The sequence below is a fragment of the Agrococcus terreus genome (assembly GCF_014645235.1).
GTDB classification, from domain to species: domain Bacteria; phylum Actinomycetota; class Actinomycetes; order Actinomycetales; family Microbacteriaceae; genus Agrococcus; species Agrococcus terreus.
In genome coordinates, this window is the sequence record NZ_BMLM01000002.1 from 1 (window position 1) to 26,013 (window position 26,013).

Annotated in this window: 27 protein-coding genes; 3 read left to right on the forward strand and 24 right to left on the reverse strand. The window is 73.5% G+C overall.

Annotated elements, in window-relative coordinates; translation table 11 throughout:
* Nucleotides 1-706: 706 nt before the first annotated feature.
* The 17 genes from tyrS to infC all read right to left on the reverse strand — a co-directional run bounded on the left by tyrS (nt 707) and on the right by infC (nt 17,907).
* Nucleotides 707-2,005 carry a tyrosine--tRNA ligase gene (gene tyrS / locus IEW90_RS09820; RefSeq protein WP_188718123.1) on the reverse strand — a complete coding sequence of 433 codons (1,299 nt, stop codon included), beginning with the start codon at nt 2,003-2,005 and terminating at the stop codon, nt 707-709.
* Nucleotides 2,006-2,025: 20 nt separating this feature from the next.
* Complete coding sequence (gene argH, locus IEW90_RS09825; RefSeq protein WP_188718124.1) at nt 2,026-3,441, reverse strand: argininosuccinate lyase; 1,416 nt, start codon at nt 3,439-3,441, stop codon at nt 2,026-2,028.
* Nucleotides 3,438-4,367 carry an ornithine carbamoyltransferase gene (gene argF / locus IEW90_RS09830; RefSeq protein ID WP_188718125.1) on the reverse strand — a complete coding sequence of 310 codons (930 nt, stop codon included), beginning with the start codon at nt 4,365-4,367 and terminating at the stop codon, nt 3,438-3,440. The genes argH and argF overlap by 4 nt, the downstream gene beginning before the upstream one ends.
* A complete protein-coding gene (argB, locus tag IEW90_RS09835; protein ID WP_188718126.1) occupies nt 4,364-5,287 on the reverse strand; it encodes an acetylglutamate kinase in 924 nt (307 codons plus the stop codon). Before argB ends, argF begins: the two co-directional genes overlap by 4 nt.
* Nucleotides 5,277-6,461 carry a bifunctional glutamate N-acetyltransferase/amino-acid acetyltransferase ArgJ gene (gene argJ / locus IEW90_RS09840; RefSeq protein ID WP_188718127.1) on the reverse strand — a complete coding sequence of 395 codons (1,185 nt, stop codon included), beginning with the start codon at nt 6,459-6,461 and terminating at the stop codon, nt 5,277-5,279. The genes argB and argJ overlap by 11 nt, the downstream gene beginning before the upstream one ends.
* Nucleotides 6,458-7,504, reverse strand: a complete 1,047-nt coding sequence (gene argC, locus IEW90_RS09845) for an N-acetyl-gamma-glutamyl-phosphate reductase (protein WP_188718128.1) — start codon at nt 7,502-7,504, stop codon at nt 6,458-6,460. Before argC ends, argJ begins: the two co-directional genes overlap by 4 nt.
* Nucleotides 7,505-7,513: 9 nt before the next feature.
* Nucleotides 7,514-8,176, reverse strand: coding sequence for an SIMPL domain-containing protein (locus tag IEW90_RS09850; RefSeq protein ID WP_188718129.1), 663 nt, complete (start codon nt 8,174-8,176; stop codon nt 7,514-7,516).
* A 68-nt stretch (nt 8,177-8,244) separates the two neighbouring features.
* Entirely contained in the window at nt 8,245-10,713 is a 2,469-nt protein-coding gene (pheT, locus tag IEW90_RS09855; protein WP_188718130.1) for a phenylalanine--tRNA ligase subunit beta, read from the reverse strand.
* A 1-nt stretch (nt 10,714) separates the two neighbouring features.
* Nucleotides 10,715-11,761, reverse strand: coding sequence for a phenylalanine--tRNA ligase subunit alpha (gene pheS / locus IEW90_RS09860; protein WP_188718131.1), 1,047 nt, complete (start codon nt 11,759-11,761; stop codon nt 10,715-10,717).
* An 86-nt stretch (nt 11,762-11,847) separates the two neighbouring features.
* Complete coding sequence (locus IEW90_RS09865; RefSeq protein WP_188718132.1) at nt 11,848-12,834, reverse strand: amino acid ABC transporter permease; 987 nt, start codon at nt 12,832-12,834, stop codon at nt 11,848-11,850.
* Nucleotides 12,831-13,481: an amino acid ABC transporter permease gene (locus IEW90_RS09870; RefSeq protein ID WP_188718133.1), complete on the reverse strand. Its 651-nt coding sequence runs from the start codon at nt 13,479-13,481 to the stop codon at nt 12,831-12,833. Before IEW90_RS09870 ends, IEW90_RS09865 begins: the two co-directional genes overlap by 4 nt.
* A 67-nt stretch (nt 13,482-13,548) precedes the next feature.
* Nucleotides 13,549-14,454, reverse strand: coding sequence for a glutamate ABC transporter substrate-binding protein (locus IEW90_RS09875; protein WP_188718134.1), 906 nt, complete (start codon nt 14,452-14,454; stop codon nt 13,549-13,551).
* Nucleotides 14,455-14,485: 31 nt separating this feature from the next.
* Nucleotides 14,486-15,232, reverse strand: coding sequence for an amino acid ABC transporter ATP-binding protein (locus tag IEW90_RS09880; protein WP_188718135.1), 747 nt, complete (start codon nt 15,230-15,232; stop codon nt 14,486-14,488).
* Between the two features lie 87 nt (nt 15,233-15,319).
* Nucleotides 15,320-16,132, reverse strand: a complete 813-nt coding sequence (locus IEW90_RS09885; RefSeq protein WP_188718136.1) for a TrmH family RNA methyltransferase — start codon at nt 16,130-16,132, stop codon at nt 15,320-15,322.
* 2 nt (nt 16,133-16,134) lie between these two features.
* A complete protein-coding gene (gene rplT, locus IEW90_RS09890; protein ID WP_188718137.1) occupies nt 16,135-16,515 on the reverse strand; it encodes a 50S ribosomal protein L20 in 381 nt (126 codons plus the stop codon).
* Nucleotides 16,516-16,549: 34 nt separating this feature from the next.
* On the reverse strand, nt 16,550-16,744 hold the full coding sequence (gene rpmI / locus IEW90_RS09895) for a 50S ribosomal protein L35 (protein ID WP_188718138.1): 195 nt from the start codon (nt 16,742-16,744) through the stop codon (nt 16,550-16,552).
* Between the two features lie 29 nt (nt 16,745-16,773).
* Nucleotides 16,774-17,907 (reverse strand): translation initiation factor IF-3, encoded by a 1,134-nt coding sequence (gene infC / locus IEW90_RS09900; RefSeq protein WP_188718139.1) that lies wholly within the window; start codon nt 17,905-17,907, stop codon nt 16,774-16,776.
* A gap of 187 nt (nt 17,908-18,094) precedes the next feature.
* Here infC and IEW90_RS09905 point away from each other — a divergent pair, with 187 nt between their 5' ends.
* Entirely contained in the window at nt 18,095-18,460 is a 366-nt protein-coding gene (locus tag IEW90_RS09905) for a DUF1844 domain-containing protein (RefSeq protein WP_188718140.1), read from the forward strand.
* A gap of 23 nt (nt 18,461-18,483) precedes the next feature.
* Here IEW90_RS09905 and IEW90_RS09910 read toward each other — a convergent pair whose 3' ends face one another.
* The 6 genes from IEW90_RS09910 to IEW90_RS09935 all read right to left on the reverse strand — a co-directional run bounded on the left by IEW90_RS09910 (nt 18,484) and on the right by IEW90_RS09935 (nt 22,886).
* Nucleotides 18,484-19,302, reverse strand: a complete 819-nt coding sequence (locus IEW90_RS09910) for an SseB family protein (RefSeq protein WP_188718141.1) — start codon at nt 19,300-19,302, stop codon at nt 18,484-18,486.
* Nucleotides 19,303-19,312: 10 nt separating this feature from the next.
* Nucleotides 19,313-20,062 carry a bifunctional 1-(5-phosphoribosyl)-5-((5-phosphoribosylamino)methylideneamino)imidazole-4-carboxamide isomerase/phosphoribosylanthranilate isomerase PriA gene (gene priA / locus IEW90_RS09915; RefSeq protein WP_188718142.1) on the reverse strand — a complete coding sequence of 250 codons (750 nt, stop codon included), beginning with the start codon at nt 20,060-20,062 and terminating at the stop codon, nt 19,313-19,315.
* Nucleotides 20,063-20,112: 50 nt separating this feature from the next.
* On the reverse strand, nt 20,113-20,751 hold the full coding sequence (gene hisH / locus IEW90_RS09920; protein WP_188718143.1) for an imidazole glycerol phosphate synthase subunit HisH: 639 nt from the start codon (nt 20,749-20,751) through the stop codon (nt 20,113-20,115).
* Nucleotides 20,748-21,347: an imidazoleglycerol-phosphate dehydratase HisB gene (gene hisB, locus IEW90_RS09925; RefSeq protein ID WP_188718144.1), complete on the reverse strand. Its 600-nt coding sequence runs from the start codon at nt 21,345-21,347 to the stop codon at nt 20,748-20,750. Before hisB ends, hisH begins: the two co-directional genes overlap by 4 nt.
* A gap of 9 nt (nt 21,348-21,356) precedes the next feature.
* Nucleotides 21,357-22,454 (reverse strand): histidinol-phosphate transaminase, encoded by a 1,098-nt coding sequence (locus tag IEW90_RS09930; RefSeq protein ID WP_373284783.1) that lies wholly within the window; start codon nt 22,452-22,454, stop codon nt 21,357-21,359.
* A gap of 72 nt (nt 22,455-22,526) precedes the next feature.
* Complete coding sequence (locus IEW90_RS09935; RefSeq protein WP_188718146.1) at nt 22,527-22,886, reverse strand: hypothetical protein; 360 nt, start codon at nt 22,884-22,886, stop codon at nt 22,527-22,529.
* Nucleotides 22,887-23,136: 250 nt separating this feature from the next.
* On the opposite strand from IEW90_RS09935, the gene lexA reads away from it, so the two are divergent.
* Together lexA and IEW90_RS09945 are read left to right on the forward strand one after the other, a co-directional pair.
* A complete protein-coding gene (gene lexA, locus IEW90_RS09940) occupies nt 23,137-23,763 on the forward strand; it encodes a transcriptional repressor LexA (RefSeq protein ID WP_188718147.1) in 627 nt (208 codons plus the stop codon).
* Nucleotides 23,763-24,494 (forward strand): alpha/beta fold hydrolase, encoded by a 732-nt coding sequence (locus tag IEW90_RS09945; RefSeq protein ID WP_188718148.1) that lies wholly within the window; start codon nt 23,763-23,765, stop codon nt 24,492-24,494. Before lexA ends, IEW90_RS09945 begins: the two co-directional genes overlap by 1 nt.
* Here the strand turns inward: IEW90_RS09945 and hflX are convergent.
* Entirely contained in the window at nt 24,491-26,005 is a 1,515-nt protein-coding gene (gene hflX / locus IEW90_RS09950; protein ID WP_188718149.1) for a GTPase HflX, read from the reverse strand. The genes IEW90_RS09945 and hflX overlap by 4 nt on opposite strands.
* Nucleotides 26,006-26,013: the final 8 nt, after the last annotated feature.

Consider the following 26,013-nt stretch of genomic DNA (forward strand, 5'->3'; position numbering starts at 1 on the left):
GCCAGGATCAAACTCTCCGTAAAGAAAAGTTGCATACGAGCCGGGGAAAATACCGGCACGCAGCGAGTTCGATCTTGACAATAAGGATCGTCTACTGACAATCCGTCATCATCCAAAGGAATCCGCGCGCCTTACGGCACGACGGGTTCAAAAATATGGCATTTGACATTGTGCACGCTGTTGAGTTCTCAAGGATCAGACGCTCTCGTGCCTTCCCTCTCAGGTCGGCGCCAAGGCAACTTCTCTATCGTAACCACTTCTCGGACCGTGTCAAATCGACACGCCGTGCGGAGTGAAACTCGGACCGAATGTCGAGCCTCCGTCGTGGCAACCTGGCTAGGTTACCCGCTTCGGAGCGACTGTCAAGTCGGCGAGTCGGCCGGCTCGAGGAGCCCGCCAGGTGGATGACCGAGGCCATCCGACGATCGGCAGCTGCCGATCGTGCGTTCCGCACGTTCATCGTTGAAGTGGATGTTCACCATACCCGCGACTATCGGCACCACGCAATGCGTGTCGCCTGTCGGCTGGGAGGTGGCCCCCGCTTGATCCGCTGGCCTCTCCGGCCTGGCGTCTTTGGGGTGACGAGTGGATACGTTACACGGCTGGTCGGGCCGTGCTCCAAACCGCGCGCATCCCGGGCGTGTCGCCCGCGCCATCCCGCGCGACCGGAGGAGCGACTCCCCCGGAACCGCGGACGCGGGAGCCCTCAGGCCCCCGCGTCGATCCCCGCCAGCGTCTTCTTGCCGCGCCGCAGCACGGCGAACCGCCCGTGCAGCAGCCGGCCGTCGAGGGTCGCGGCCGGGTCGTCGATGCGCTCGTTGTTCACCGACACCCCGCCCTGCGCGATCGCGCGCCGGCCGTCGGAGAGCGACTCGACGAGCCCCGTCTCCTGCAGCAGCTGGAGCACCGGCGCGTCCGGGGTCGCGGTCGCCTGCTTGTCGAGCGACGAGACCGCCGCCTCGAGCGTGCCGGCGTCGAGCGCCGTCAGGTCGCCCGAGCCGAAGAGCGCCTGCGACGCGGCGATCGCCTGCTGGGTCGCGTCCGCACCGTGGATGAACGAGGTCGCCTGCAGCGCGAGCTCGCGCTGCGCCTCCCTGCGGAACGGCGCATCGAGGGTCGCCTGCTCGAGCTCGTCGATGCGCGACTTCGGCAGGAACGTGAACGCCCGCAGCAGCTGGCCCACGATCGCGTCGTCCTGGTTGAGCCAGAACTGGTACATCGCGTACGGCGTCGTGAGCGCGGCGTCGAGCCACACGGCGTTGCCCTCGCTCTTGCCGAACTTGCGTCCGTCGGCGTCGGTGATGAGCGGCGCGCCGATCGCGTGCGCGTGCACGCCCTCGGCCTTGCGGATGAGCTCGGTGCCGGAGGTCAGGTTGCCCCACTGGTCGCTGCCGCCCGTCTGCAGCACGCAGCCGTAGGCGCGGAACAGCTCGAGGAAGTCCATGCCCTGCAGCACCTGGTAGCTGAACTCGGCGTACGAGATGCCCTCGTCGCTCGCCATGCGCGAGGCGACCGCGTCCTTCTTCAGCATCGTGCCGACGCGGAAGTGCTTGCCGACCTCGCGCAGGAAGTCGACGGTCGAGAGCGGCGCCGTCCAGTCGAGGTTGTTCACGAGGCGCACCGCGCTCTCCCCCTCGTCCGAGAGGAAGCGCAGCACCTGCGCCTGCAGGTACGTGACCCACTCGGCCACCGTCTCGCGCGCGTTGAGCTGCCGCTCGCTCGTGGGCTTCGGGTCGCCGATGAGGCCGGTCGAGCCGCCGACGAGCGCGAGCGGCCGGTGCCCGGCGAGCTGCAGCCGGCGCATGATGATGAGCTGCGTGAGGTTGCCCAGGTGCAGGCTCGGCGCCGTCGGGTCGAAGCCGCAGTAGAACGTGATCGGGTCGCCCGAGAGCAGCTCGCGGAGCGCCTCCGGGTCGGTCGAGACGTGCACGCTCCCGCGATAGACCAGCTCGTCCCAGACGCTGTCGAAGGACGGGTCGAGCTGGATGGGGGCGATCTCGGTCACCCGACGAACCTACCGGAGGATCAGCACCCGACCAGGCGCGCGAGCCGCGCGTCGAGCGCCTCGAGCTGCGTCGCCACGGCCGTCGCCGCCGTGCCCCCGATGCCCGAGCGGGCGGCGATCGCGCCGTCGACCGTGAGCACCTCGCGCACCTCGGGCGTCAGGTGCTCCGACACCGAGCGGTAGTCCTCGTCGGACGCCTCGTCGAGCTCGATCCCGCGCTCCTCGCACAGCCGCACGAGCGCGCCCGAGATCTCGTGCGCCTCCCGGAACGGCACGCGCCGACGCACCAGCCACTCCGCCACGTCGGTCGCGAGCGCGTACCCGGCGGCCGCGCCCTCCCGCATCCGCGCCTCGTCGAAGTCGAGCGTCGCCACGAGCCCGGCGAAGGCCGGCAGCAGCAGCCGCAGCTGGTCGACCGCGTCGAAGACCGGCTCCTTGTCCTCCTGCAGGTCGCGGTTGTACGCGAGCGGCAGCGCCTTGAGCGTCGCGAGCAGCCCCGTGTGGTCGCCGATGAGGCGGCCGGCCTTGCCGCGCGCGAGCTCGGCGATGTCGGGGTTCTTCTTCTGCGGCATGATCGATGACCCGGTCGAGAAGCCGTCGTGGAGGCGGGCGAAGCCGAGGTCGCGGGTCGACCAGAGGATGATCTCCTCGGACAGGCGCGAGAGGTCGATCGCCGTCATCGCGAGGATCCAGGTGAGCTCGGCGACGACGTCGCGCGCGCTCGTGGCGTCGACGGAGTTCGGGCTCGGCGCGTCGAGGCCCAGCTCGGCGGCGACGATCGCCGGGTCGAGCCCGAGCGTCGAGCCAGCGAGCGCGCCGGCGCCGTACGGCGACTCGCTCGCGCGGACGCGCCAGTCGGCGAGGCGCTCGAGGTCGCGCACGAGCGGCCACGCGTGGGCGAGCAGGTGGTGCGAGAGCAGGATCGGCTGCGCGTGCTGCAGGTGGGTGCGGCCGGGCATCGGAGCGTCGGGGTGCGCCTCGGCCTGCATCCGCAGCGCCTCGACGACCGCGCGGATGCCGCGCTCGACCTCGACGCTCTCCTCGAGCATCCAGACGCGCACGAGGGTCGCGATCTGGTCGTTGCGGCTGCGGCCGGCGCGGAGGCGCCCGCCGAGCTCGGCGCCGGCGACCTCGATGAGGCCGCGCTCGAGCGCGCCGTGGACGTCCTCGTCGGACTCGGCCGCCGCGAAGGCGCCCGTGCGGACGCGCTCGGCGAGCTCGTCGAGCGCGCCGCGCATGGCGCGCAGCTCGTCGTCCGAGAGCAGGCCGGCGGCGTGCAGGGCGCTCGCGTGCGCCTTCGAGCCGCGGATGTCGTGCTGGGCGAGGCGCCAGTCGAAGTGCGTCGACTTCGACAGCGCCGCCATCTCGGGGCTCGGCCCCGACGCGAATCGGCCGCCCCAGAGCGAGCCCTCGTTCGTGCCGTGCTGCTCGCTCATGCCGCGCTCCGCTCGAGCAGCCAGGCCAGCAGGGCCTTCTGCGCGTGGAGGCGGTTCTCCGCCTCGTCCCAGATGATCGACTGCGGCCCGTCGATGACGTCGGCCGTCACCTCGAACCCGCGGTCGGCGGGGAGGCAGTGCATGAAGGCCGCGTCGGGCTTCGCCTGCGCCATGAGCGCGGCGTCGACGCGGAAGCCGCCGAAGGTGGCGACGCGCTCGGCCTTCTCGTCCTCCTTGCCCATCGACACCCACGTGTCGGTGACGACGACGTCGGCGTCGGCGACGGCCTCGGCCGCGCTCGCGACGACGGAGGCGGAGCCGCCCGTCCCCTCCGCGATGCGCTGCGCGTCGGCGACGACGGCCGCCTCGGGCGCGTAGTCGGCCGGCGCGCCGACCCGCACGTGCATGCCGGCGGTCGCGCACGCGAGCAGGTACGACTGCGCCATGTTCGAGCGGCCGTCGCCGACGAAGGCGACCGTCAGCCCGGCGAGCGCGCCCTTGTGCTCGCGGATCGTGAGCAGGTCGGCGAGCAGCTGGCAGGGGTGGAAGTCGTCGGAGAGCGCGTTGACGACGGGCACCGTCGTGCCGGCTGCCATCTCCTCGAGGCCCGCCTGCGCGTAGGTGCGCCACACGATGGCGGCGACCTGGCGCTCGAGCACGCGCGCGGTGTCGGCCGCGGTCTCCTTGCCGCCGAGCTGGCTCGAGGCGGTCGAGATGATGAGCGGCGAACCGCCGAGGTCGGAGATGCCGACGTGGAACGAGACGCGCGTGCGGGTCGACGACTTGTCGAAGATGACCGCGACCGAGCGCGGGCCCTCGAGCGGGCGCTCCGCGAAGCGGTCCGCCTTCATCCGGGCGGCGCGCTCCAGCACCTCGCGCTGCTCGGCGGGGCTCAGGTCGTCGTCGCGGAGGAAGTGGCGGGTCATGCGGGCTCCTTGGCGGTCGGGGCTGCGGCGGATGCGGGCACGACCTCGGTGCCCGAGCCGGCGCTCGTGAAGATCTCGGTGAGGATGGAGTGGGGCGAGCGGCCGTCGATGATCGCGGCCTTCGGCACGCCGGCGCGCACGGCGTCGAGGCACGCCTGCATCTTCGGGATCATGCCGGACTCGAGGGTGGGCAGCAGCGCCGCCAGGTCGACGTCGGTGATCTCGCTGATGAGCGAGGAGCGGTCGGGCCAGTCGGCGTAGAGCCCCTCGATGTCGGTGAGGATGACGAGCTTCTGCGCGCCGAGCGCCGCGGCGAGCGCGGCGGCGGCCGCGTCGGCGTTGACGTTGAGCGACTCCCCCGGCCGGTCGCCGTCGGGCGCGATCGACGAGACGACGGGGATGAGGCCCGCGTCGAGCAGGCGCCGCACGGGAGCCGGGTCGACCGCGACCACGTCGCCGACCTGGCCGAGGTCGACCTCGACGCCGTCGACGACGGCGCCGCGGCGGCGGCCGGTGAAGAGCCCCGCGTCCTCGCCCGACATGCTCGCGGCGAGCGGGCCGTGCGCGCTGATGAGCGACACGAGCGTGCGCGCGACCTGGCCCGTGAGCACCATGCGCACCACGTCCATCGCCTCGCGGCTCGTCACGCGGTAGCCGCCGCGGAACTCGCTCTCGATGCCGTGCACCTTCAGCGCCTCGTTGATCTGCGGGCCTCCCCCGTGCACGACGACCGGCTGGATGCCGACGTGGCGCAGGTACACCATGTCCTCGGCGAAGGCGCGCTGCAGCTCCTCGCTCACCATGGCGTTGCCGCCGTACTTCACGACCATCGTCGCGCCGCGGTAGCGCTCGAGCCACGGGAGCGACTCGATGAGCGTCTCGGCCTTCTGCGCGAGCAGCGCCTCGTCCCTAGCTGGCATATGCGGAGTTCTCGTGGACGTAGTCGTGGGTGAGGTCGTTCGTGCGGATCGTCGCGGCAGCGTCGCCCGCGTGGAGCTCGATGAGGATGCGCGTCGCGCGGGGCGCGAGGTCGACCTCCTCGCGCGGCCGGTCGGGCTCGCCGGCGTGGCAGACCCGGACGCCGTTGAACGAGACGTCGACCGCGTACGGGTCGAAGGGCGCATCCGTCGTGCCGATCGCCGCGAGCACCCGGCCCCAGTTGGGGTCGTTGCCGAAGATGGCGGCCTTGAACAGGTTGGAGCGCGCGACGGAGCGGCCGACGACGACGGCGTCGTCCTCGGTCCCGGCGCCCGTGACCTCGATGGTGATGTCGTGCGAGGCGCCCTCGGCGTCCTGCTGCAGCTGCGCGGCGAGGTCGTCGCACACCGCGGTGACGGCGGCGGTGAGCGCGGCCTCGTCGGCCTCGATGCCGGAGGCGCCCGAGGCGAGCAGCCACACGGAGTCGTTCGTCGACATGCAGCCGTCGGAGTCGAGGCGGTCGAAGGTCGCGCGGGTCGCGGCGCGGAGCGCGCGGTCGAGCACGTCGGCGGGCGCGGCCGCGTCGGTCGTGAGCACGACGAGCATCGTGGCGAGGCCGGGCGCGAGCATGCCGGCGCCCTTCGCCATCCCGCCGACGACCCAGCGGCCTCCGCTCGCGGCAGCGCCGTGGTCCGCGCCGCGGGCGACCGCCTGCTTCGGCACGGAGTCGGTGGTCATGATCGCGCGGGCGGCGTCCTCGCCGCCGTCGGCGGCGAGCGCCTCCGCGGCGAGGTCGACGCCGTGCAGCACGGCGGCGCGGAAGGCCTCGTCGCCGACGCCGATGAGGCCGGTCGAGGCCACCTGCACGTCGATCGCGCCGATGCCGAGCCGCTCGGCGACCCGCTCGGCGGTCTGGTGCGTCGTCTGGAAGCCGAACGCGCCGGTGAAGCAGTTGGCGCCCCCGGAGTTGAGGACCACGGCGCGCGCCGAGCCGCCCGCGATCGCCTGCTGGCTCCAGAGCACCGGGTTGGCCTTCGCGCGGTTGGCGGTGAAGACCGCGGCCGCCGACGAGAGCGGGCCGTCGTTGACGACGAGCGCGACGTCCTTCGCCCCGGACGACTTGACGCCGGCGGCGACGCCGGCGGCGCGGAAGCCCGCGGCCGCGGTGACGCTCACGGGGCGACCCCGTCGATCGAGAGGCCCGTGTGCTCCTCGAAGCCGAGCGCGATGTTCGCCGACTGGATCGCGGCGCCCGCCGTGCCCTTGCCGAGGTTGTCGATGGCGGCGACGGCGATGACGCGGCCGGCGGCCTCGTCGAGCCCGACGCCGATCTGGATCGCGTTCGAGCCGAGCACGTCGGCGGTGCGCGGGTACTGACCCTGCGGCAGCACCTGCACGAAGCGCTCGTCGCCGTAGGCGCTCACCCACGCCGAGCGCACCTCGTCGGCCGTCGCCTCGGCGACGAGCGGCGCCGTGACGGAGGCGAGGATGCCGCGCGACATGGGCACGAGCATCGGGGTGAAGGAGTGGCGCACCTCGGTCGCGCCGACGGCGCGCAGGTTCTGCGCGATCTCGGGCAGGTGGCGGTGCGTGCCGCCGACGCCGTACGCGTTCGCCGAGCCCAGCAGCTCGGAGGCGAGCAGCGACACCTTCGCGGCGCGGCCGGCGCCCGAGGGGCCGACGGCGAGCGTGGAGACGAGACCGCCCGGGTCGACGAGGCCCGCGGCGATGCCGGGGGCGATCGCGAGCGTCACCGCGGTGGCGTTGCAGCCGGGCACCGCGATGCGGCGGGCGGCGCGCAGCTCGCGGCGCTGGCGGCCGCCGTCGGCGAGCATGAGCTCCGGCATGCCGTAGGGCCAGGTGCCCGCGTGCTCGGTGCCGTAGAAGGCGGCCCAGTCGTCGGCGCTCTCGAGCCGGTGGTCCGCGCCCGCGTCGACGACGAGGGTCGACTCCGGCAGCTGCGCGGCGATCCCGCCCGAGTGGCCGTGCGGCAGGGCGAGGAAGACGACGTCGTGGCCGGCCAGCACCTCCGGGGTCGTCTCCTGGAACGTGAGGGAGGCGAGGGATCGCAGGTGGGGGTGCACGGCGACGAGGGGATGCCCGGCGTTCGAGTGCGCGGTGACGGTGCGCACCTCGAGCTCGGGGTGCTGCGCGAGCAGCCGCAGCAGCTCGCCCCCTGCGTACCCGCTCGCGCCTGCGACGGCGACGGAGAGGCTCATGCTCCCAGGCTACTCGGGTGCGGAGTCGCCTCCGGTCGCGAACGCCGCCTCGACCGCCGCAGGCACCTCGACCTCGCCGGCGCGCAGCTCGACCGCTCCCCCGCCCGGCGCGGACGCCAGCATCACGTCCATCGCCCTGCCCTTCGCGAGGGGCTGCGGGCCGGTGCCGGGCTCGCGGATCGCGACGATGCGCACCGCGCCGAGCGACGCGGCGCGCGCGTAGTCCTCGGCGCGCTCGACGGCGTCGGCGACGGCGTCCTGGCGGGCGCGCTGCGCGAGGCTGCGGTGCGTGGCGTCGGTGAGCGTCCACTCGATCTCGCCGAGCTCGTGCACCTCGTCGCGGCCGAGCGCCGCGATCCAGCGTCCGAGCGCGTCGAGGTCGACGAACGTCGCGGTCACGCTCGAGGCCGCGGTGTAGAGGATGCGCGGCGGCTGCCCCTCGGCCACCCACTCGCGGTGGTGCGAGAGCCAGACGCGGTCGGCGTGCCAGGACTCCGCCGCGCCACCCTCGACGAGGTCGCGCACCTCGTCGACGACGCGGCCGTGGGCCTCCTGCACGGCGGCCATCGCCGCCTCCGGCTGCTCCGCCTGCCAGCGCGACTGCACCGTGAGCCGCGCCCGCTCGGCTGCCGCGCGGCGCACCGCCTCGCCCCGGACCGTGATCTCGACCATCGCCGACCTCCTCGGATCCGGATGCTAGCGGTGCGCCCTGGCCGTTCCGCCCGGGTGCGCGCCCCGCCTCAGTCGCGCAGGCGCGCCCCGTGCCGGGCCGTCGCGACGGCGAGGCCCGCGAGCTTCGCGTCGCTCGCCTCGGCGGCGGTGAGGGTGCGGTCGGCGCCGCGGAAGCGGAGCGCGAAGGTGAGCGACTTCTCGCCCGCCCCGAGGCCTGCGCCCCGGTAGTCGTCGACGAGCGCGATGTGCTCGAGCAGGTCGCCGGCGCCCTCGCGGACGGCGGCGAGCACCTCGCCCGCCGGCACCGCGACCGGCACCACGAGCGAGAGGTCCTGCGTCGCCGCCGGCACCGGCGCGATGCGCTGCGTGTCGAGGCCGACGCGCGCACGCTCGACGAGCGTGCCGAGGTCGAGCTCGACCACCGCGACGACGCGCGGCAGGTCGGCCTCGGCCGCGACCGAGGGCAGGAGCTCGCCCGCGACGCCCACGACCTCGCCGTCGAGCAGCAGCTCGGCCGTGCGGCCGGGGTGCAGCCACGACCGCTCGCCCTGGCGCACCTCGAGCGCGAGGCCCGCGGTGCGGGCGGCGCGCTCGGCGACCTCGATCGCGTCGGCGACGCCGAAGCGGACGGCGGCGACGCCGGGCTGCTTGCGCACGCGCTCGCCGACGAGCACCGCGGCGAGGTGCAGCGGCTGCTCGGGCAGCGCGTCGAGGCTCGCGAGCACGTCGTCGGCCGGGCGCGCGTCGGCGCCCGGGAGCGCCTCCGTGCCCTGGCCGTCGACCGCGTGGAAGGTGCGGCCGAGCTCGAAGATCGCGAGGTCGGTGAGGCCGCGGCCCGCGTTGCGGTGCGCGGTGTCGAGCATGCCCGGCAGCAGCGCGGTCCGCAGCCACGGGCGCTCGCCGTCGAGCGGGTTCTCGAGCCGCACGGGCTCGGAGCCCGTCAGGCGCGCCTGCGCCTCGGTGACGAACGGCGCGACGAGCACCTCGGTGAGGCCCGACGACGCGAGCGCGTCGGCGATGCGGCGGCGGAGGCGCTGGGCGCGCGTGTAGCCGCGGCCTGGAGGCGCGACGGGCAGCACGGCGGGGATGCGGTCGAAGCCGACGATGCGCGCGACCTCCTCCACGAGGCCCTCGCGGTCGACGAGGTCGCCGCGCCACGTGGGCGGCACGACGGCCCACGCCTCGCCGTCGTCCTCGACGGATGCGCCGATGCGCTCGAGCGCGTCGCGCGCCTCGGCGTCGGTGTAGTCGGCGCCCGTGAGCGCGCGCCAGTAGCCGACCGGGATGCGCAGCGGCGCGGGCTCGGGCACCTCGCCCACGCGGGCGCCGAGCGCGTCGAGCTCGCCGCCTGCCAGCTCGACGAGCAGCTGCGCGACGCGCGCGGCGGCGGCGTCGGCGACGGCCGGGTCGACGCCGCGCTCGAAGCGCTTGGACGCCTCGGAGAACAGCTTGTGGCGGCGCGCGGTGCGGCCGATCGAGACGCCGTCGAAGGTGGCGGCCTCGATGAGCACGTCGGTGGTCGACGCGTCCATCTCGGTCTCGGCGCCGCCCATGACGCCCGCGAGGCCGATGGCGCCGCGGTCGTCGGTGATGACGAGGTCCTCGGGGTGGAGCGCGCGGTCGACGTCGTCGAGCGTCGTGAGGCGCTCGCCCGGCCGCGCGCGGCGCACGCCGAGACCGCCGCGGAGCTTGCCGAGGTCGTAGCCGTGGATCGGCTGGCCGAGCTCGAGCATCACGTAGTTCGTGATGTCGACCGGCAGCGAGATGGAGCGGATCCCGGCGAGGCGGAGGCGGCCCGCGAGCCACGACGGGGTCGCGCGCGTCGAATCGATGCCGCGCACGACGCGGACGACGAAGCGCGAGCAGCCGACGCGGCCGCGGATGGGCGACGCGTCGTCGATCGCGACGGGGAAGCCGCTGCCCTCTCCGGCGTCGATCACGGCCGGGTCGCGGAACGCCTGGCCGGTGGCCGAGGCGACCTCGCGCGCGATGCCCCGCAGCGAGAGCGCGTAGCCGCGGTCGGGCGTGACGTTGATCTCGACGGCCTGGTCGTCGAGGCCGAGGATCGCGAGCGCGTCCTCGCCGACCTCGCCCGGGATGCCGAGCTGGTCGAGGCGCATGATGCCGTCGTGGTCGTCGCCGAGGCCGAGCTCGCGCTCGGAGGCGATCATGCCGTCGGAGACGTGGCCGTAGGTCTTCCGCGCGGCGATCTCGAAGCCGCCCGGCAGCGATGCGCCGGGGAGCGTGACGACGACGCGGTCGCCCTCGACGAAGTTCAGGGCGCCGCAGACGATGCCGCGCACGCCGCCGTTCGGCTCGCCGACGTCGACCTGGCACCAGCGGATGGTCTTGCCGTTCTTCTGCGGCTCCTCCTCGATCGAGAGGACGCGGCCGACGACGATCGGGCCGCGGAGCCCGCCGCCGTGGACGGCCTCCTCCTCGAAGCCGACGCGCACGAGGGTCGCGTGCAGCCAGGCGGCCGGGTCGGCCGCGGGGATCTCGACGTGGTCGCGGAGCCAGGAGAGCGGGATGCGCATCTCAGATCACCATCCCGAACTGCTCGGTGAAGCGGACGTCGCCCTCGATCATGTCGCGCATGTCGTCGAGCTGGTAGCGGAACTGGAGGGTGCGCTCGATGCCCATGCCGAACGCGAAGCCGGAGTGCACCTCGGGGTCGACGCCTGCGGCGCGGAGCACGTTGGGGTTGACCATGCCGCAGCCGCCCCACTCGACCCAGCGGGCGCCGCCGCGCATGCCGGGGTGCCACACGTCCATCTCGGCGCTCGGCTCGGTGAACGGGAAGTAGTTGGGGCGCAGGCGGATGCGCGCCTCCTCGCCGAACATCTGGCGGGCGAGGTGCTCGAGCGTGCCGCGCAGGTGCGCCATCGTGATGCCCTTGTCGACGGCGAGGCCCTCGAGCTGGGTGAACACGGGCAGGTGCGTCGCGTCGATGTCGTCGGTGCGGTAGACGCGGCCGGGCGCGACGACGTAGACGGGCAGCTCGCGCGTGAGCAGCGAGCGGATCTGCACGGGGCTCGTCTGCGTGCGCAGCACGAGGTGGCGGTCGGCGGGCGCGACGTAGAACGTGTCGGACTCGCTGCGCGCCGGGTGATCGGGGTCGACGTTGAGCGCGTCGAAGTTGTACCACTCGTGCTCGAGCTCGGGGCCCTCCGCGATCTCCCAGCCCATGCCTACGAAGACGTCGCCCATCTCCTCCTGGAGGAGCGTGAGCGGGTGGCGGCCGCCGGGACGCTGCAGCCGCGGCAGCGCGGTGACGTCGATGCGCTCGGCCTCGAGCTGCGCGGCCTCCTCGGCCGCCTCGAGCTCGCCCTGGCGCGCCGCGATCGCGGCGCCGACCTGCTGGCGGCCGCCGCCGATGAGCTGGCCGGCGGCCTTGCGCTCCTCGGGGGCGATCTCGCGGAGCGAGGCGTTGAGCGCGGCGAGCGCGCTCCCCTGGCCGTTGTGCGCGGCCTTCGCCGCCTGGAGCTCCGCCGTCGTCTGCGCCGCCTCGATCGCGAGGAGCGCCGCGCCGACGGCGGCCTCGACGCGCGCGCCGAGGTCGTCGGAGGTGTGGGGATCGGTCACCGGTCGATCCTACCGACGGCCCGTGAGGCGGGACGACGGAGGGCGGGCACCCGCAGGTGCCCGCCCTCGTGACCGGTGGCCGAGCGTCAGGGCGCGCGGCCGTCGGCTGTGTCGTCCGCGTCGGGAGCGCGGCCCGTGAGCCCGAGCGTCCCGCCACCGCCGACGGCGTTGCCGGTGTTCGCATCGACGCCGCGCTGTGTCAGCAGCAGCTGCGTGTCGGTCGCGCCGCCCGCGTTGCCTGGGCGCTTGCCGCCCGCCGCGCGCGGGCTCGCCGAGACCCGCCGCTGCGCGATCGTCGCGACCCATGACAGCAGGAGGCAGATGGCGATGTAGATGGCGCCGATCACGATGGTCGACTGGATGATCGGCCGGTCGAGCGTCGCCGCCGAGCCGAGGCGCTTCGCGATGAAGAGGAGCTCCTCGAACGTGATGATGAAGCCGAGCGCGGTGTCCTTCAGCGTCACGACGAGCTGCGCGATGATCACCGGGAGCATCGAGCGGATCGCCTGCGGCATGAGGATGAGGCGCATGACGCCGGACTTGCGGAGTCCGATCGCGTAGCCGGCCTCCTTCTGGCCGCGCGGCAGAGACTCGACGCCCGCGCGGATGACCTCGGCGAGCACCGAGCCGTTGTAGGCGATGAGCGCGATGACGACGGCCCAGTACGGCGGCAGGCGAGGCCCGAGGACCGGCAGCGCGTAGTAGAGCAGCATCATGAAGATGAGGACCGGCACCGCACGCAGCACCTCGGTCACGATGGCCGCCGGGATGCGCACGGCGCGGTGGTCCGACAGCCGCGCGATCGCGAGGACGAAGCCGAGCGCGAGGGCGCCGATGGCCGCGACGACGAACGCGCCGAGCGTGTTCTGCAGGCCCTGGAGGATCTGCGCCCAGATGGTCTGGTAGGCGAACGCCTCCCACTTGCTGGCGCTGAACTGGCCGGTCTCTGCCATGCGCCAGACGATCCAGCCGAGCACCGCGATGACCGCGGCGACGGTCACGACGCCGAGGATGCGGTTGCGCGCGATGGCGCGCGGGCCGGGGACGTCGTACAGGACGGATGCCTGGCTCATCGCGCCACCTTCCAGCGTCGTTCGAGCTGCGACTGGAGCAGCGTGAGGAGCATCACGAGGGCGACGAAGATGATCGCGACCCAGAGGAGCACGTCCATCGCGTTCTCGCCGCGCTCGGACATGTAGGCGCGGATCGACCCGAGGTTGAGCACCGAGAAGCCCGCCGCGACCGTCGTGTTCTTCAGCAGCGCGATGAAGACGCTCATCATCGGCGGGATCACCGCGCGCATCGCCTGCGGCAGGATGACGAGCGACATGACCTGGCCGAACGGCAGGCCGATCGCCCGCGCGGCCTCGGCCTGGCCCACGGGGACCGTGTTGATGCCGGCGCGCATCGTCTCCGCCACGTAGGTCGCGGTGTACAGGCCGAGCGCCCACACGGCGAGTCCGAGGAAGTCGACGTCGCCCTCGACGAGGACGGGAACGCCGAAGGCGAAGAGGAAGAAGATCAGGGTGAGCGGGGTGTTGCGCACGAGGTTGACGTAGACCGTCCCCACGGCGCGCGCGATCGGTACGGGCGAGACCCGCATGCCGCCCACGATGACGCCGAGGACGAGCGCGATGGCGCCGCCGCCGAAGAACAGCACGACGGTGCCCCAGAGCGCCTGGCCCCACAGGTCCAGGTGTCCGAAGAGCGCGTCCAGCATGCGGCTCCCCTCTCTTGTCAGGAGTCAGCGGTAGGGGCGGCGGCTGCGCCGCCGCCCCCGTCGCGGATCAGTAGCGGTCGACCTCGGGCTGGGTGCCCTCGACGCCCGACGAACCGAGGTTCGCGTCGTAGATGGCCTGCCAGATGTCCGGGTTCTCCTCGAACAGCGTGTTGATGTGGTCGCGGAGCGCGTCGTCGTCCTTCGGGAGGCCGACGCCGTAGTTCTCCTCGCTGAAGGGCTCGCCCACGACCTGGAGGTTCTCCGGGTCCTGCGCGGCGTAGCCGATGAGGATCGCCTCGTCGGTCGTGACGCCCTGGACGGTGCCGGCGAGCAGCGCTTCGACGCACTGCGAGTAGGTGTCGAACTCGGTCGTCTCGATGTTCGGGTAGTTCTCGCGGATGTTCTGGATCGGCGTCGAGCCGGTCGCCGAGCAGACGGTCTGGCCGTCCATGTCGTCGATGCTCGCGATGTCCGAGTCGGCGGCGACCAGCAGGCCCTGGCCGGTCACGAAGTACGGACCGGCGAAGTCGATCGACTCCTTGCGCGAGTCGGTGATCGAGTAGGTGCCGACGTAGTAGTCGATGTCGCCGTTCTGGATCGCCGTCTCGCGGTTCGCCGAGGGGATCGACTGGAAGGTGATCTGCTCCTCGTCGAAGCCGAGCGACGCCGCGATCCAGCGCGAGATGTCGACGTCGAAGCCCGTGCGGTCGCCCGTGACGGGGTCCAGGTAGCCCAGGTTCGGCTGGTCCTCCTTGACGCCGATGGTGACGCCGCCGGCCTCGGTCATGGCATCGAACGTGGGCGAGCCCTCGAGCTGGACGTCGGTGGCGACCTCGAAGAGGGCGCCGGTGTCGCCGGTGTCGCCGCCGTCGGTGGCCGCCGGGTCGCCAGGGGTGCCCTGGGCGCAGCCGACCAGTGCCATGGCGGCGATGGCGCCGATGGCGATGGCGCTGCCGCGTCGCGTGGTGCGCATGCTGTCTCCTTGTGTGTCTCGGTGCTGGGGTCTAGTGGGTGATGAGCTTGGAGAGGAAGTCCTTGGCGCGGGGCGTGCGCGGGTTCGTGAAGAACTCCTCGGGCACGGCCTCCTCGACGATCTCGCCGTCGGCCATGAACACGACGCGGTCGGCGGCCTTGCGCGCGAAGCCCATCTCGTGGGTCACGACGATCATCGTCATGCCCTCCTTGGCGAGGCCGACCATGACGTCGAGCACCTCGTTGATCATCTCGGGGTCGAGCGCGGACGTCGGCTCGTCGAAGAGCATCACCTTGGGCTTCATCGCGAGCGAGCGGGCGATCGCCACGCGCTGCTGCTGGCCGCCGGAGAGCTGCGCGGGGTACTTGTCGGCCTGGTGGCCGACGCCGACGCGGTCGAGGAGCGCCCGCGCCTCCTGCTCGGCCTCGCGCTTCGAGAGGCCGCGCACCTTGATCGGGCCCAGCGTGACGTTCTCGAGGATCGTCTTGTGCGCGAAGAGGTTGAAGGACTGGAAGACCATGCCGACGTCGGCGCGCAGGCGCGCGAGCGCCTTGCCCTCGGCGGGCAGCTCCTTGCCGTCGATCGTGATCGAGCCGGACGTGATCGTCTCGAGCCGGTTGATCGAGCGGCAGAGCGTCGACTTGCCGGAGCCGGAGGGGCCGATGACGACGACCACCTGCCCCTGCTCGACGGCGAGGTTGATGTCCTTGAGGGCGTGGAACTCGCCGTAGTGCTTCTCGACGTGCTCGAGCTCGACCAGGGGCTGCATGGGAGTCATCCAAGCACGGCACCGGTGCGTCGGAGCCCGTCAACGGCCTTTCGCAACGAAACGGTTACACGCGCGCGGGCGGGCGCACGCGGGGCGTCAGCCCCGGCGCTGCGCGAAGGCCGACTGGTAGAGGCAGACGGAGGCGGCCGTGGCGAGGTTGAGCGACTCCGCCTCACCGAAGACGGGCAGGCGCACAGCGCGGTCGGCGAGCGCGAGCGTGGCGGCGTCGAGGCCGCGGGCCTCGTTGCCGAACAGCCACGCGGTGGGGCCCGCGAGCCGCCCCGCGCCTTCCAGCGCCAGGAGGTCCTCCCCCGACACGTCGGCGGCGAGCACCGAGAGGCCCGCGGCGCGCGCGGCCTCCACCGCATCCGCGGTCTCGGCGCCGACCGCGACGTCGACGTGGAAGAGCGAGCCTGTGGTGGAGCGCACGACCTTCGGGGCGTACGGGTCGACGGAGTTCGCCGTCACGATCACGGCGGAGGCGCCGGCCGCGTCGGCGGCGCGGAGGATCGTGCCGAGGTTGCCGGGATCGCGCACCTCGTGGAGGATCGCGACGAGCGGATGGGGCCGTGCGGCGGCGCGCGCGATCGCGTCGGCGAGGCGCACGGGCCGCTGGCGCGCGACGGCGACGACGCCCTGCGGGCGCACGGTGTCGGCGATCGCGGCGAGCGCGCGGTCGGAGACCTCGGTGAGCGGCGCGTGCTCGCCTGCGCGGTCGAGCAGCTCGGGATGGCGCTCGCGCGCCTGCTGGGTCCAGAAGACCTCGACGAGCTGCGCGCCCTGCCAGCGCACCGCCTCGTCGAGGGCCGCGGGGCCCTCCAACAGGAACAGCCCGGTCTGCGACCGGGCTGCTCGCTGCTGGAGCCTCGCAGCCTCGCGCACCCGTGGGGCGCGGGGGCTGTCGAGCATCCTCAGGCCTTGGCGGCCGAGGTGTCGGCGGGGAGGGCTGCCTTGGCGGCCTCGACGAGCGTCGCGAAGGTCGCGGGCTCGTGCACGGCGAGCTCGGCGAGCATGCGGCGGTCGACCTCGATGCCCGCGAGGCCGAGGCCCTGGATGAGGCGGTTGTAGGTCAGGCCGTTCGCGCGCGACGCGGCGTTGATACGCTGGATCCACAGGCGGCGGAACTCGCCCTTCTTCGCCTTGCGGTCGCGGAAGGCGTAGACGTGCGAGTGGAGCAGCTGCTCCTTCGCCTTGCGGTACAGGCGCGAGCGCTGGCCCCGGTAGCCGGAGGCCTGCTCGAGGATGACGCGGCGCTTCTTGTGCGCATTCACTGCGCGCTTGACACGTGCCATGGTTCTTGACTCTCTTCTCGGTTCCGGGGCCGGGTCAGCGGCCGAGCAGCTTCTTGATGACCTTGGCGTCGGCCGGGGCCAGCACCTTGTCGCGGTTCAGGCGGCGCGTCTGGACCGACGACTTCACCTCGAGGTTGTGGCGCATGCCGGCCTGCTGCTTGCGGATCTTGCCGCTGCCGGTGACCTTGAAGCGCTTCTTCGCACCGGAGTGCGTCTTCTGCTTGGGCATTCTTCTCTCCTTCGTACGGGCAGCCGCGGCTAGGCCGACGGCGTCGCCTTCGGGCTCGCCGGCTTGGGCGAACCGGTCGTGGGCGCGGCGGGCTTGCCGGGGGTGGCAGGCTTCGCAGCGGGCTTGGGCGCCGCCGGGCGCGCGGTGGGCGAGGCCGCCGGCTTCGCGGGCGTCGCGTCGCCGGCCGGCTTCGGGGCCGGCGGGCGCGGCGCACCGGCCGGGCGCGGGGCGCCGGCGGGCGTCGGGCGCACGGAGCGCGCCTGCGGACGGTCGCCCTGCGGGCGGTCGGAGCGGTCGGGGCGGTCGCCGCGGTCCGGGCGGTCGCCGCGGTCCGGGCGGTCGCCGCGGTCCGGGCGGTCGCCGCGGCCGCGCGACGGGCGGTCGATGCGCTCGCCGCGGTCGAAGCGGTCGGGCCGCTCAGCGCGCACGGGGCGCTCGGCGCGGATGAAGCCGTCGGCCGAGGGGACGCCGGCAGGCAGCGCGGGCTTGGCGGGGCGCGCGGCCTCGACCTCTGCCTGGTGCGCGGCCTGGCGCTCGGCCTCGATGCGGCGCTTCTCCTGGTCGGCCTTGCGCTGCTCCTGGCGGCTCGTGTTGAGCTCGGCCTTCGCGTCCGACTTCGAGCGCGTCGGGCCGATGATCATCGTCATGTTGCGGCCGTCGATCGTCGGCGACGACTCGACCGTGCCGTACTCGGCGATCTCCTCCGCGAAGCGCTGCAGCAGGCGCACGCCCATCTCGGGGCGCGACTGCTCGCGGCCTCGGAAGAGGATCATCGCCTTGACCTTGTCGCCCGCCTCCAGGAAGCCCTGGGCACGCTTGCGCTTCGTCTCGTAGTCGTGCTCGTCGATCTTCAGGCGGAACCGGACCTCCTTGAGGACGGTGTTCGCCTGGTTGCGACGGGCCTCCTTGGCCTTCTGCGCCTGCTCGTACTTGAACTTGCCGAAGTCCATGATCTTGACGACGGGCGGGCGCGAGTTCGGCGCCACCTCGACGAGGTCGAGGTCCGCCTCTCGGGCAAGACGAAGGGCATCCTCGACCCGGACGACGCCGACCTGCTCGCCGGCGGGGCCGACCAGACGGACTTCGGGGACGCGGATGCGCTCGTTGATGCGGGGATCGCTGATCGCGGGCTCCTTCTCGTTGCTTCGTGTGCTGGGGTGCACGGCGAACGGGGAGCCTCGCGCGGGACCTGCCTGCGCATGCTCAGCACCCTCCGACGACGTGCGCCCGGGTGCCGCTGACCCGATAGCCTGGTGCGGCTGCGGGTGGGATCGCTCCTCTTTCACCTCCGGGCTGACGCCCGAAACCTGCAGAAGCCTAGCAGAGACCACTCCTCAGGAGAAGACCGCGATGACCGACTCCACGCCGCACCACACCCACGACGAGACGGCGGGCCAGGCCCGCGACATCGCGGAGGTGCCTGCGGTCGAGCTCATCAACACCGTCGCGATCCACCTGCTCAGCGCCGCCGCCGTCAAGCTCGGCCTGGGCGAGGGCCCGGATGCCGCCGACGAGATCGACCTCGACGAGGCGCGCAAGCTCATCAACGCCCTCGCAGGCCTCGTGACCGCCGCCGCCCCCGAGATCGGCAGCATCCACGCCGCGCCGCTGCGCGACGGCCTGCGCTCGGTGCAGCTCGCGTTCCGCGAGGCGAGCACGATCCCCGACGCCCCGGGCAAGGGCCCGGGCGAGAAGTTCACGGGCCCGGTCAACTAGCGCCGGTCTCGCGCTCGGCCACCTCAGCCGCGGTCGGCGCGCGTCACCGCGACGACCGCCGGCGCGGCGAGCGGCAGGCGCGCGGCGCCGCCGTCCCAGCGGTGCACGCGGACGGCGAGGCTCACCACCCGCTGGCGGAGGATCGCCGCCCGACCGAGGACGGCGGCCGCGGCCTGCACCTGCTGCGCGGCGTCCGCCGCGTCGTCGACCAGCGCGTGCGCCTCGAGCTCCGCCCCCGCGAGCCGGCTCGTCGGATCGCCCGAGGCGATCACGACCGCCTGCACGGCGGGCGCCACGAACATCGCGTCGAGCACGGCCTCGCGCACCTCGGCGTCGTCGAGCGGCGAGGCCCAGGGCTCGTCAGCCAGGAGCGCCTCGAGCATCGTGCGGGTGAGCACGAACTCGGTGGCGGCGCCCGGGTCGACCACCACGCGCGCGGGCCCGTCGAGCGCCGCCGCCGCGGCGCGGTCGACCCCCGTCGGCACGGGCCGCGCCGCCGGATCCCACGCCTGCATCGCCGCGACGCTCGCGAACATCGGCAGGATGGGCGCGCCGTCGGGGCCGCCGACCGTCACGATCGAGAGCTCCTGCGTCTTGTCGACGAGCCGGCGTGCGTCGTCGAGGCCGGTCTCCCCCGCCGCCGCCAGCAGCGGCACGAGGAGGCGCTGGCCGCGGAGCGCGTCGACGACGGCCGCCTGGCCGGCACCGCCGTCCCGCAGCGCCGCCACCGCGTCCGCCCATCCGGGAGGCGCCGAGCCGTCGTCGCCCGCGTACGCGGTGTCGTGGTGCGTGAACGAGCGGCCCTCCCAGGGCCGCCCGGCGGAGTCGGCGCCGCGGCTCACGGGGTGGGCGTCAGTCGCCGGCGACGTCGAGCGCCGCCGCGAGCGTGAAGGCTCCGGCGTAGAGCGCCTTGCCGACGATGACGCCCTCGATGCCCGCGGGCACGAGCTCGCGGAGCGCCGCGATGTCGTCGAGGGTCGAGACGCCGCCCGAGGCCACGACGGGCTTCTCGGTGCGCTCGGCCACCTGGCGGAGCAGCTCGATGTTCGGGCCCTGGAGCGTGCCGTCCTTCGTGACGTCGGTGACGACGTAGCGCGAGCAGCCGGCGGCCTCGAGGCGGTCGAGGACGTCCCACAGGTCGCCGCCGTCCTGGGTCCAGCCGCGCGCCGCGAGCGTCGTGCCGCGCACGTCGAGGCCGACCGCGATCTGGTCGCCGTACTCGGCGATGACCGAGGCGGTCCACTCGGGGTTCTCGAGCGCCGCGGTCCCGAGGTTGATGCGCTTCACGCCCGTGGCGAGCGCCGCCTCCAGAGACCCCTCGTCGCGGATGCCGCCCGACAGCTCGACGTTGACGCGGCCCTTCACGGCCTTGATGACCTTCTTGATGACGGCGCGGTTGTCGCCCCGGCCGAAGGCGGCGTCGAGGTCGACCAGGTGGAGCCACTCGGCGCCCTGGCGAACCCAGTCCTCCGCGGCCTCGACGGGGCTGCCGAAGGAGGTCTCGGTGCCGGCCTTGCCCTGCGTGAGGCGCACGGCCTTGCCGCCGGCGACGTCCACCGCGGGGAGCAGCTGGAGCTTGGGTGACTGGTTGAAGTCGGTCATGACGAGAGATGCCTTCCGGGACGGAGCCGTAGCGATGCTACTGCCGTCGGTCAGAGCGAGCGAACCCAGTTGCCGAGCAGGCGGAGGCCCGCCTCGCCCGACTTCTCGGGGTGGAACTGCGTGGCCGAGAGCGGGCCGTTCTCGACGGCCGCGATGAAGCGCTCGCCGTGCTCGGCCCAGGTGACCTGCGGCTGGCGGATGCGCGGGTGCGGGTCGATGAGCCACTCGGTCGCGGCGTAGGAGTGGACGAAGTAGAAGCGCTCGTCGCGGATGCCGGCGAACAGCGTCGAGGCCTCGGAGGCCTCGACCTCGGCCCAGCCCATGTGCGGCAGGACCGGTGCGTCGAGGCGGCGGACCACGCCGGGCCACTCGTCGAGGCCCGCGACGTCGCCGCCGCCCTCCTCGCCCGAGGCGAAGAGCACCTGCATGCCGACGCAGATGCCGAGCACGGGGCGGCCGCCCGCGAGCCGGCGGCCGATGAGCTCGCCGCCGTGGACGGCGTCGATGCCGGCCATCACGGCGGCCATCGAGCCCACGCCGGGCACGACGAGGCCGTCGGCCTCGAGCACCTGCCGGCGGTCGGCGGTGAGCGTCACGTCGGCGCCGCCAGCCTCGATCGCCTTGGCGGCGGAGTGGACGTTGCCGAGCCCGTGGTCGAGCAGGACGACACGAGGACGCGCAGCGGTCACAGCGCGCCCTTGGTCGAGGGCACGCCGCTCACGCGGGGGTCGGGCTCGACGGCGGCACGCATCGCGCGCGCGAGCGCCTTGAACTCGGCCTCGGCGATGTGGTGCGGGTCGCGGCCGGCGAGCACCTCGAGGTGCAGCGTGATGCGCGCGTTGAGGGCGATCGCCTCGAGCACGTGGCGCACGAGCGAGCCCGTGAAGTGGCCGCCGATGCGGTGCAGCTCGAAGCCGGCGGGCTCGCCGGAATGCACGAGGAACGGGCGCCCCGAGAGGTCGACGACGGCGCGCGCGAGCGCCTCGTCGAGCGGCACGGTGGCGTCGCCGTAGCGGCGCACGCCCGCCTTGTCGCCGAGCGCCTCCGCGATCGCGAGGCCGAGGGCGATCGCGGTGTCCTCGACGGTGTGGTGGGCGTCGATGTCGGTGTCGCCGGTCGCCTCGACCGTGAGGTCGATGAGCGAGTGCTTGGCGAAGGCCGTCAGCATGTGGTCGTAGAACGGCACCGTCGTCGAGATCGACGAGGCGCCGGTGCCGTCGAGGTCGAGCGAGAGCCGGATGCTCGACTCGCTCGTCGTGCGCTCGATGGATGCGGTGCGGGCCATGCCTCGATCCTATTCGGCGGCGGATCCCGCGCCGGACAGCGCGGCCATCGCCTCGAGCAGCGCGGTCGTCTCGGCCTCGGTGCCCGCGGTGATGCGGAGCGTGCCGGGCAGGCCGACGTCGCGCACCAGGATGCCGCGCGCGAGGAGCGCCTCGAACGTGGCGCGCGGGTCGGCGACGCCGCCGACGAGCACGAAGTTCGCGTCGGACGGGTAGGGCTCGTAGCCGAGGGCCGCGAGCTCGTCGACGATCCGGTCGCGCTGGGCGCGCAGCGCGTCGACGCGGCTGAGCATCTCGTCGGCGTGGCGGAGCGCCGCGACGGCGGCCGCCTGCGTGATGGCCGACAGGTGGTACGGCAGGCGCACGAGCCGCAGCGCGTCGACGACGGCGGGGTGCGCCGCCAGGTAGCCGACCCGGATGCCGGCGAAGGCGAACGCCTTGCTCATGGTGCGCGAGACGAGCAGGCGCGGGTGCTCGTCGAGGAGCGAGAGCGCCGTCTGCGAGCGGTCGTGCGCGAACTCCGCGTACGCCTCGTCGACGAGCACGATGCCGCGGGCGGCCTCGGCCGCGGCCCGGACCGTCTCGAGCGGGATCGCGGTGCCGGTCGGGTTGTTCGGGGCGCAGAGGAAGACGACGTCGGGGTCGTGGTCCTCGATGGCGGCGCGCACCGCCTCCGGGGTGATCGTGAAGCCCTCCCCTCGGGGCACGCCGATCCAGTCCATCCCGACACCGCGCGCGAGCAGCGGATACATCGAGTACGTGGGCGTGAACGAGAGCAGCGAGCGGCCCGGTCCGCCGAAGGCCTGGAGCACGTGCTGCAGCACCTCGTTGGAGCCGTTGCCCGCCCAGATCTGCTCCGGCGCGACCCCGTGGCCGAGGTAGGCGGCGAAGGATGCGCGGAGCGCGTCGAACTCCCGGTCGGGGTAGCGGTTCGCCTCGGGCAGCGCCCGGGCGACCTCCTGCACGATGTCGAGGGCGACGGCCTCGGGGACGCGGTAGGCGTTCTCGTTGACGTTGAGCCGCACCGGCACCTCGAGCTGCGGCGCGCCGTAGGGCGTGAGGCCGCGGAGGTCGTCGCGGATCGGCAGGTCGTCGAGGCTCGTCACCAGACCAGCCTAGGACGCGGCGGGTACGGCGAGGCGCCGCGCATCGCGCCGGATGCGGGCGCCTGACGCCGCCGCTCAGCCCGCGTACTGCGCGGGGATGGCGAGGCGGTCGCCGGGCTGGATGGCGCCCGAGATGCCGTTCAGCAGCTCGATCTCGGCGATGACCTCGCGGGGGTCGGCCTCGGGAGCGACGCCCTCGGCGATCTGCCAGAGCGACTGGCCGGGCAGGACGGTGACGTGCTCGAACGCGGCGGTCTGCTCGCTGCTCGACGCGATGGCGCCCGAGACGGCGCCGCCCAGCACGCCGCCCGCGGCGAGGACGCCGACGCCGAGCAGCGGCGCGGCGACGAGGAGGGCGAGCGCGCGCCGTCCGCGCGCGGTCAGGCGCAGGCGGGCGGTGGTCGCGTTGCTGGCGGTGGCGGTGATGGAGGTCATCTCCGGCTCCTCTCGATCCGGGTCCGCAGGTGGCGCTCGGCCGGGAGCGCCGCCTGCGAACCTCTGTTTCGAATGTATCTTCGATCTGCTGCGTGCGTCAAGCCCTGCCGCGGAAGAATGCCGCGACACGGTCGAACACCTGTGTGGTTCCTGGCCATCCGTCGGATACGCTTTCGAACCAGGAGCAGTCAATCGCAGGCCACTGACACGCCCGCCCGGGCGCCAGGCAGCCCGCGGATCGGAGCGGGGCATGACGAGGCAGCTGACCGAGAAGCAGCAGGCGATCCTGCAGGTGATCCAGCAGGCCGTGCGCCAGCGCGGGTACCCGCCCAGCTACCGCGAGATCGGCGACGCCGTCGGCCTCTCCTCGCTCTCGAGCGTCACGCACCAGCTCGGCCAGCTCGAGCTCGCGGGCGCGATCCGCCGCGACCCCGCACGGCCGCGAGCGATCGAGGTGCTCGTCGAGGACGAGTCGGTCGAGGGCGCCGACAGCATCGACCAGGCCACCTTCGTGCCGCTCGTCGGCCGCATCGCGGCCGGCATCCCCATCACCGCCGAGCAGCAGGTCGAGGACGTCCTGCCGCTCCCGAAGCAGCTCGTCGGCTCGGGCGGCGACCTCTTCATGCTCAACGTGGTCGGCGACTCGATGATCGATGCCGCCATCTGCGACGGCGACTGGGTCGTCGTGCGGCAGCAGCGCACCGCCGAGAACGGCGACATCGTCGCCGCCATGCTCGACGGCGAGGCGACCGTCAAGGTCTTCCGCCAGCGCGACGGCCACACCTGGCTGCTCCCCCGCAACTCCGCCTTCGAGCCGATCCTCGGCGACGAGGCCGAGGTGCTCGGCCGGGTCGTCGCGGTGCTCCGCGCGGTCTGATGCCCGAGACCCGGATCGACGGCGTGCCCACGTGGCACGAGGCGTCCGGCGCCGGGGAGCCCGTCGTGCTGCTGCACGGCGGGCTCTCCCACTCCGGCGGCATGCGGTCCATCGGCGACGTGCTCGCCCGCACCCACCGCGTGCACGCCTTCGACCGCCGCGGCCACGGCGCGACGCCCCGCGCGGGCGCCCCCTTCACCTACGCCGCGATGGCGCTCGAGGTCGTGCGGTTCCTCGAGGAGGTCGTCGGCGGCCCCGCGCACCTCGTCGGCTGGAGCGACGGGGCGATCGCCGCCGTGCTCGCCGGGCTCGAGCGCCCGGAGCTCGTGCGCCGCATCGTCGCGATCGACCAGTACCTCTCGCTCGACGGCGCGCCCGATCCCGACGCCTTCGAGGAGGGGATGCGCGACCCCGCCGTGCGCGAGCGCCTGCGCGCGTCGTTCGCGCGCCGCTCCCCCGACGGCGCCGGCGCCTTCGACGCCGCGCTCGAGGACTCGCTGCGCCTGTGGCGCACGGAGCCCGCGTTCGACCTCGACCTGCTCGCGGGCCTGGGCGCACCGGTCCTGCTGCTCACGGGTGACCGCGGCGAGGTGCTGCCGGAGCACGCCGCCGAGCTCGTGCGGCGCATCCCGGTCGCCGAGCACCGGGAGCTGCCCGGCACGCACCTGCTGCCGCTCGAGTCGCCCGAGGCGGTCGCGGCGGCGTGCCTCGACTGGCTCGCGCGCGGCTAGGCCGCGTCGACCCGGAACTCCCGCAGCCTGCCGGCCTCGGCCTCCGTCACCATCGCGTCGATGCGCGTGCCGGCCTCGACGTAGTCCTCGCGGAGCACCTCGAAGCGGTCGTGCAGGTCGGCGACCACGTCGCCGCGGTCGTAGGGCACGAGCAGCGAGACGGCCACGTCGGGGCGCGGCAGCAGCGCCGCGATCCGACCGAGCAGCTCGTCGACGCCCTCGCCCGTGCGTGCCGAGGCGAAGACCGCGTCGTGCTGCAGGCCGCGCAGCACGAGCCGCGTGCCCTCGTCGACGAGGTCGCTCTTGTTGAACACCACGACCTCGGGGATGTCGCGCGCGCCGGTCTCGCCGATGACGTCGCGCACCGTCGCGAGCTGGGCCGCGGGATCCGGGTGGCTCGCGTCGACCACGTGCACGACGACCTGCGACTCCGCGACCTCCTCGAGCGTCGAGCGGAACGCCTCGACGAGCTGGTGCGGCAGGTTGCGCACGAAGCCGACGGTGTCAGCGATCGTGAACTCGCGGCCGTCGGGCGTCGTCGCGCGGCGCACGCTCGTGTCGAGCGTCGCGAACAGCGCGTTCTCGACGAGCACGCCCGCGCCCGTGATGCGGTTGAGGAGGCTCGACTTGCCCGCGTTCGTGTAGCCCGCGATCGCGACGCCCGGCACCTCGTAGCGGTCGCGGTTCGCGCGCTTCGCCTGGCGGGCCGGGGCGAAGCCCTTGATCTGGCGGCGCAGGCGCGCCATGCGCGAGTGGATGCGGCGGCGGTCGAGCTCGATCTTCGTCTCGCCGGGGCCGCGGGAACCCATGCCGGCGCCCTGGCCGCCGACCTGGCCACCGGCCTGTCGCGACATCGACTCGCCCCAGCCGCGCAGGCGCGGCAGCAGGTACTCGAGCTGCGCGAGCTCGACCTGCGCCTTGCCCTCGCGGCTCTTCGCGTGCTGGCTGAAGATGTCGAGGATGACGGCGGTGCGGTCGATGACCTTCACCTTCACCCTGTCCTCGAGCGCGCGCCGCTGGCTCGGGGCGAGCTCGGAGTCGGCGATGACGGTGTCGGCGCCGAGCTCCTTCACGACGTCGGCGAGCTCCTCCGCCTTGCCGCGGCCCACGTAGGTCGCCGGATCGGGGTTCGGCCGGCGCTGCAGGAGCCCGGCGAGCACCGTGGCACCGGCGGTCTCGGCGAGCGCGGCGAGCTCGCGGAGCGACTGCTCCGCCTCCTCGACGCCGCTCGAGTGCACGCCGACGAGCACGACGCGCTCGAGGCGCAGCTGCCGGTACTCGACCTCGGTGACATCCTCGAGCTCGGTGCGGAGCCCGTCGACGCGGCGCAGCGCCGCGCGGTCGGCGCGGTCGAGCTGCTCGCCGTCGACCTCCCCGACCGTGTCGCTCGCCTGGAGCGCCTGCGCGCGCTCCGCGAGCAGGGCGTCCGAGGGCTGCGCCCACGCGAGGATGCGATCCGTCGCGCGGCCGGCGCCCTCGCCGTCCACGGTGCCGTCCTGCGGTGCTGCCATGCTTCGTC

Coding starts and splice junctions, on each gene's coding strand:
- argH (WP_188718124.1), bottom strand. CDS start 3,441: ATGAGCGAGCAGCACGGCACGAACGAGGGCTCGCTCTGGGGCGGCCGA.
- argF (WP_188718125.1), bottom strand. CDS start 4,367: ATGACCCGCCACTTCCTCCGCGACGACGACCTGAGCCCCGCCGAGCAG.
- argB (WP_188718126.1), bottom strand. CDS start 5,287: ATGCCAGCTAGGGACGAGGCGCTGCTCGCGCAGAAGGCCGAGACGCTC.
- argC (WP_188718128.1), bottom strand. CDS start 7,504: ATGAGCCTCTCCGTCGCCGTCGCAGGCGCGAGCGGGTACGCAGGGGGC.
- IEW90_RS09850 (WP_188718129.1), bottom strand. CDS start 8,176: ATGGTCGAGATCACGGTCCGGGGCGAGGCGGTGCGCCGCGCGGCAGCC.
- pheT (WP_188718130.1), bottom strand. CDS start 10,713: ATGCGCATCCCGCTCTCCTGGCTCCGCGACCACGTCGAGATCCCCGCG.
- IEW90_RS09865 (WP_188718132.1), bottom strand. CDS start 12,834: ATGAGCCAGGCATCCGTCCTGTACGACGTCCCCGGCCCGCGCGCCATC.
- IEW90_RS09870 (WP_188718133.1), bottom strand. CDS start 13,481: ATGCTGGACGCGCTCTTCGGACACCTGGACCTGTGGGGCCAGGCGCTC.
- IEW90_RS09875 (WP_188718134.1), bottom strand. CDS start 14,454: ATGCGCACCACGCGACGCGGCAGCGCCATCGCCATCGGCGCCATCGCC.
- IEW90_RS09880 (WP_188718135.1), bottom strand. CDS start 15,232: ATGACTCCCATGCAGCCCCTGGTCGAGCTCGAGCACGTCGAGAAGCAC.
- IEW90_RS09885 (WP_188718136.1), bottom strand. CDS start 16,132: ATGCTCGACAGCCCCCGCGCCCCACGGGTGCGCGAGGCTGCGAGGCTC.
- rplT (WP_188718137.1), bottom strand. CDS start 16,515: ATGGCACGTGTCAAGCGCGCAGTGAATGCGCACAAGAAGCGCCGCGTC.
- rpmI (WP_188718138.1), bottom strand. CDS start 16,744: ATGCCCAAGCAGAAGACGCACTCCGGTGCGAAGAAGCGCTTCAAGGTC.
- IEW90_RS09905 (WP_188718140.1), top strand. CDS start 18,095: ATGACCGACTCCACGCCGCACCACACCCACGACGAGACGGCGGGCCAG.
- priA (WP_188718142.1), bottom strand. CDS start 20,062: ATGACCGACTTCAACCAGTCACCCAAGCTCCAGCTGCTCCCCGCGGTG.
- hisB (WP_188718144.1), bottom strand. CDS start 21,347: ATGGCCCGCACCGCATCCATCGAGCGCACGACGAGCGAGTCGAGCATC.
- IEW90_RS09935 (WP_188718146.1), bottom strand. CDS start 22,886: ATGACCTCCATCACCGCCACCGCCAGCAACGCGACCACCGCCCGCCTG.
- lexA (WP_188718147.1), top strand. CDS start 23,137: ATGACGAGGCAGCTGACCGAGAAGCAGCAGGCGATCCTGCAGGTGATC.
- IEW90_RS09945 (WP_188718148.1), top strand. CDS start 23,763: ATGCCCGAGACCCGGATCGACGGCGTGCCCACGTGGCACGAGGCGTCC.
- hflX (WP_188718149.1), bottom strand. CDS start 26,005: ATGGCAGCACCGCAGGACGGCACCGTGGACGGCGAGGGCGCCGGCCGC.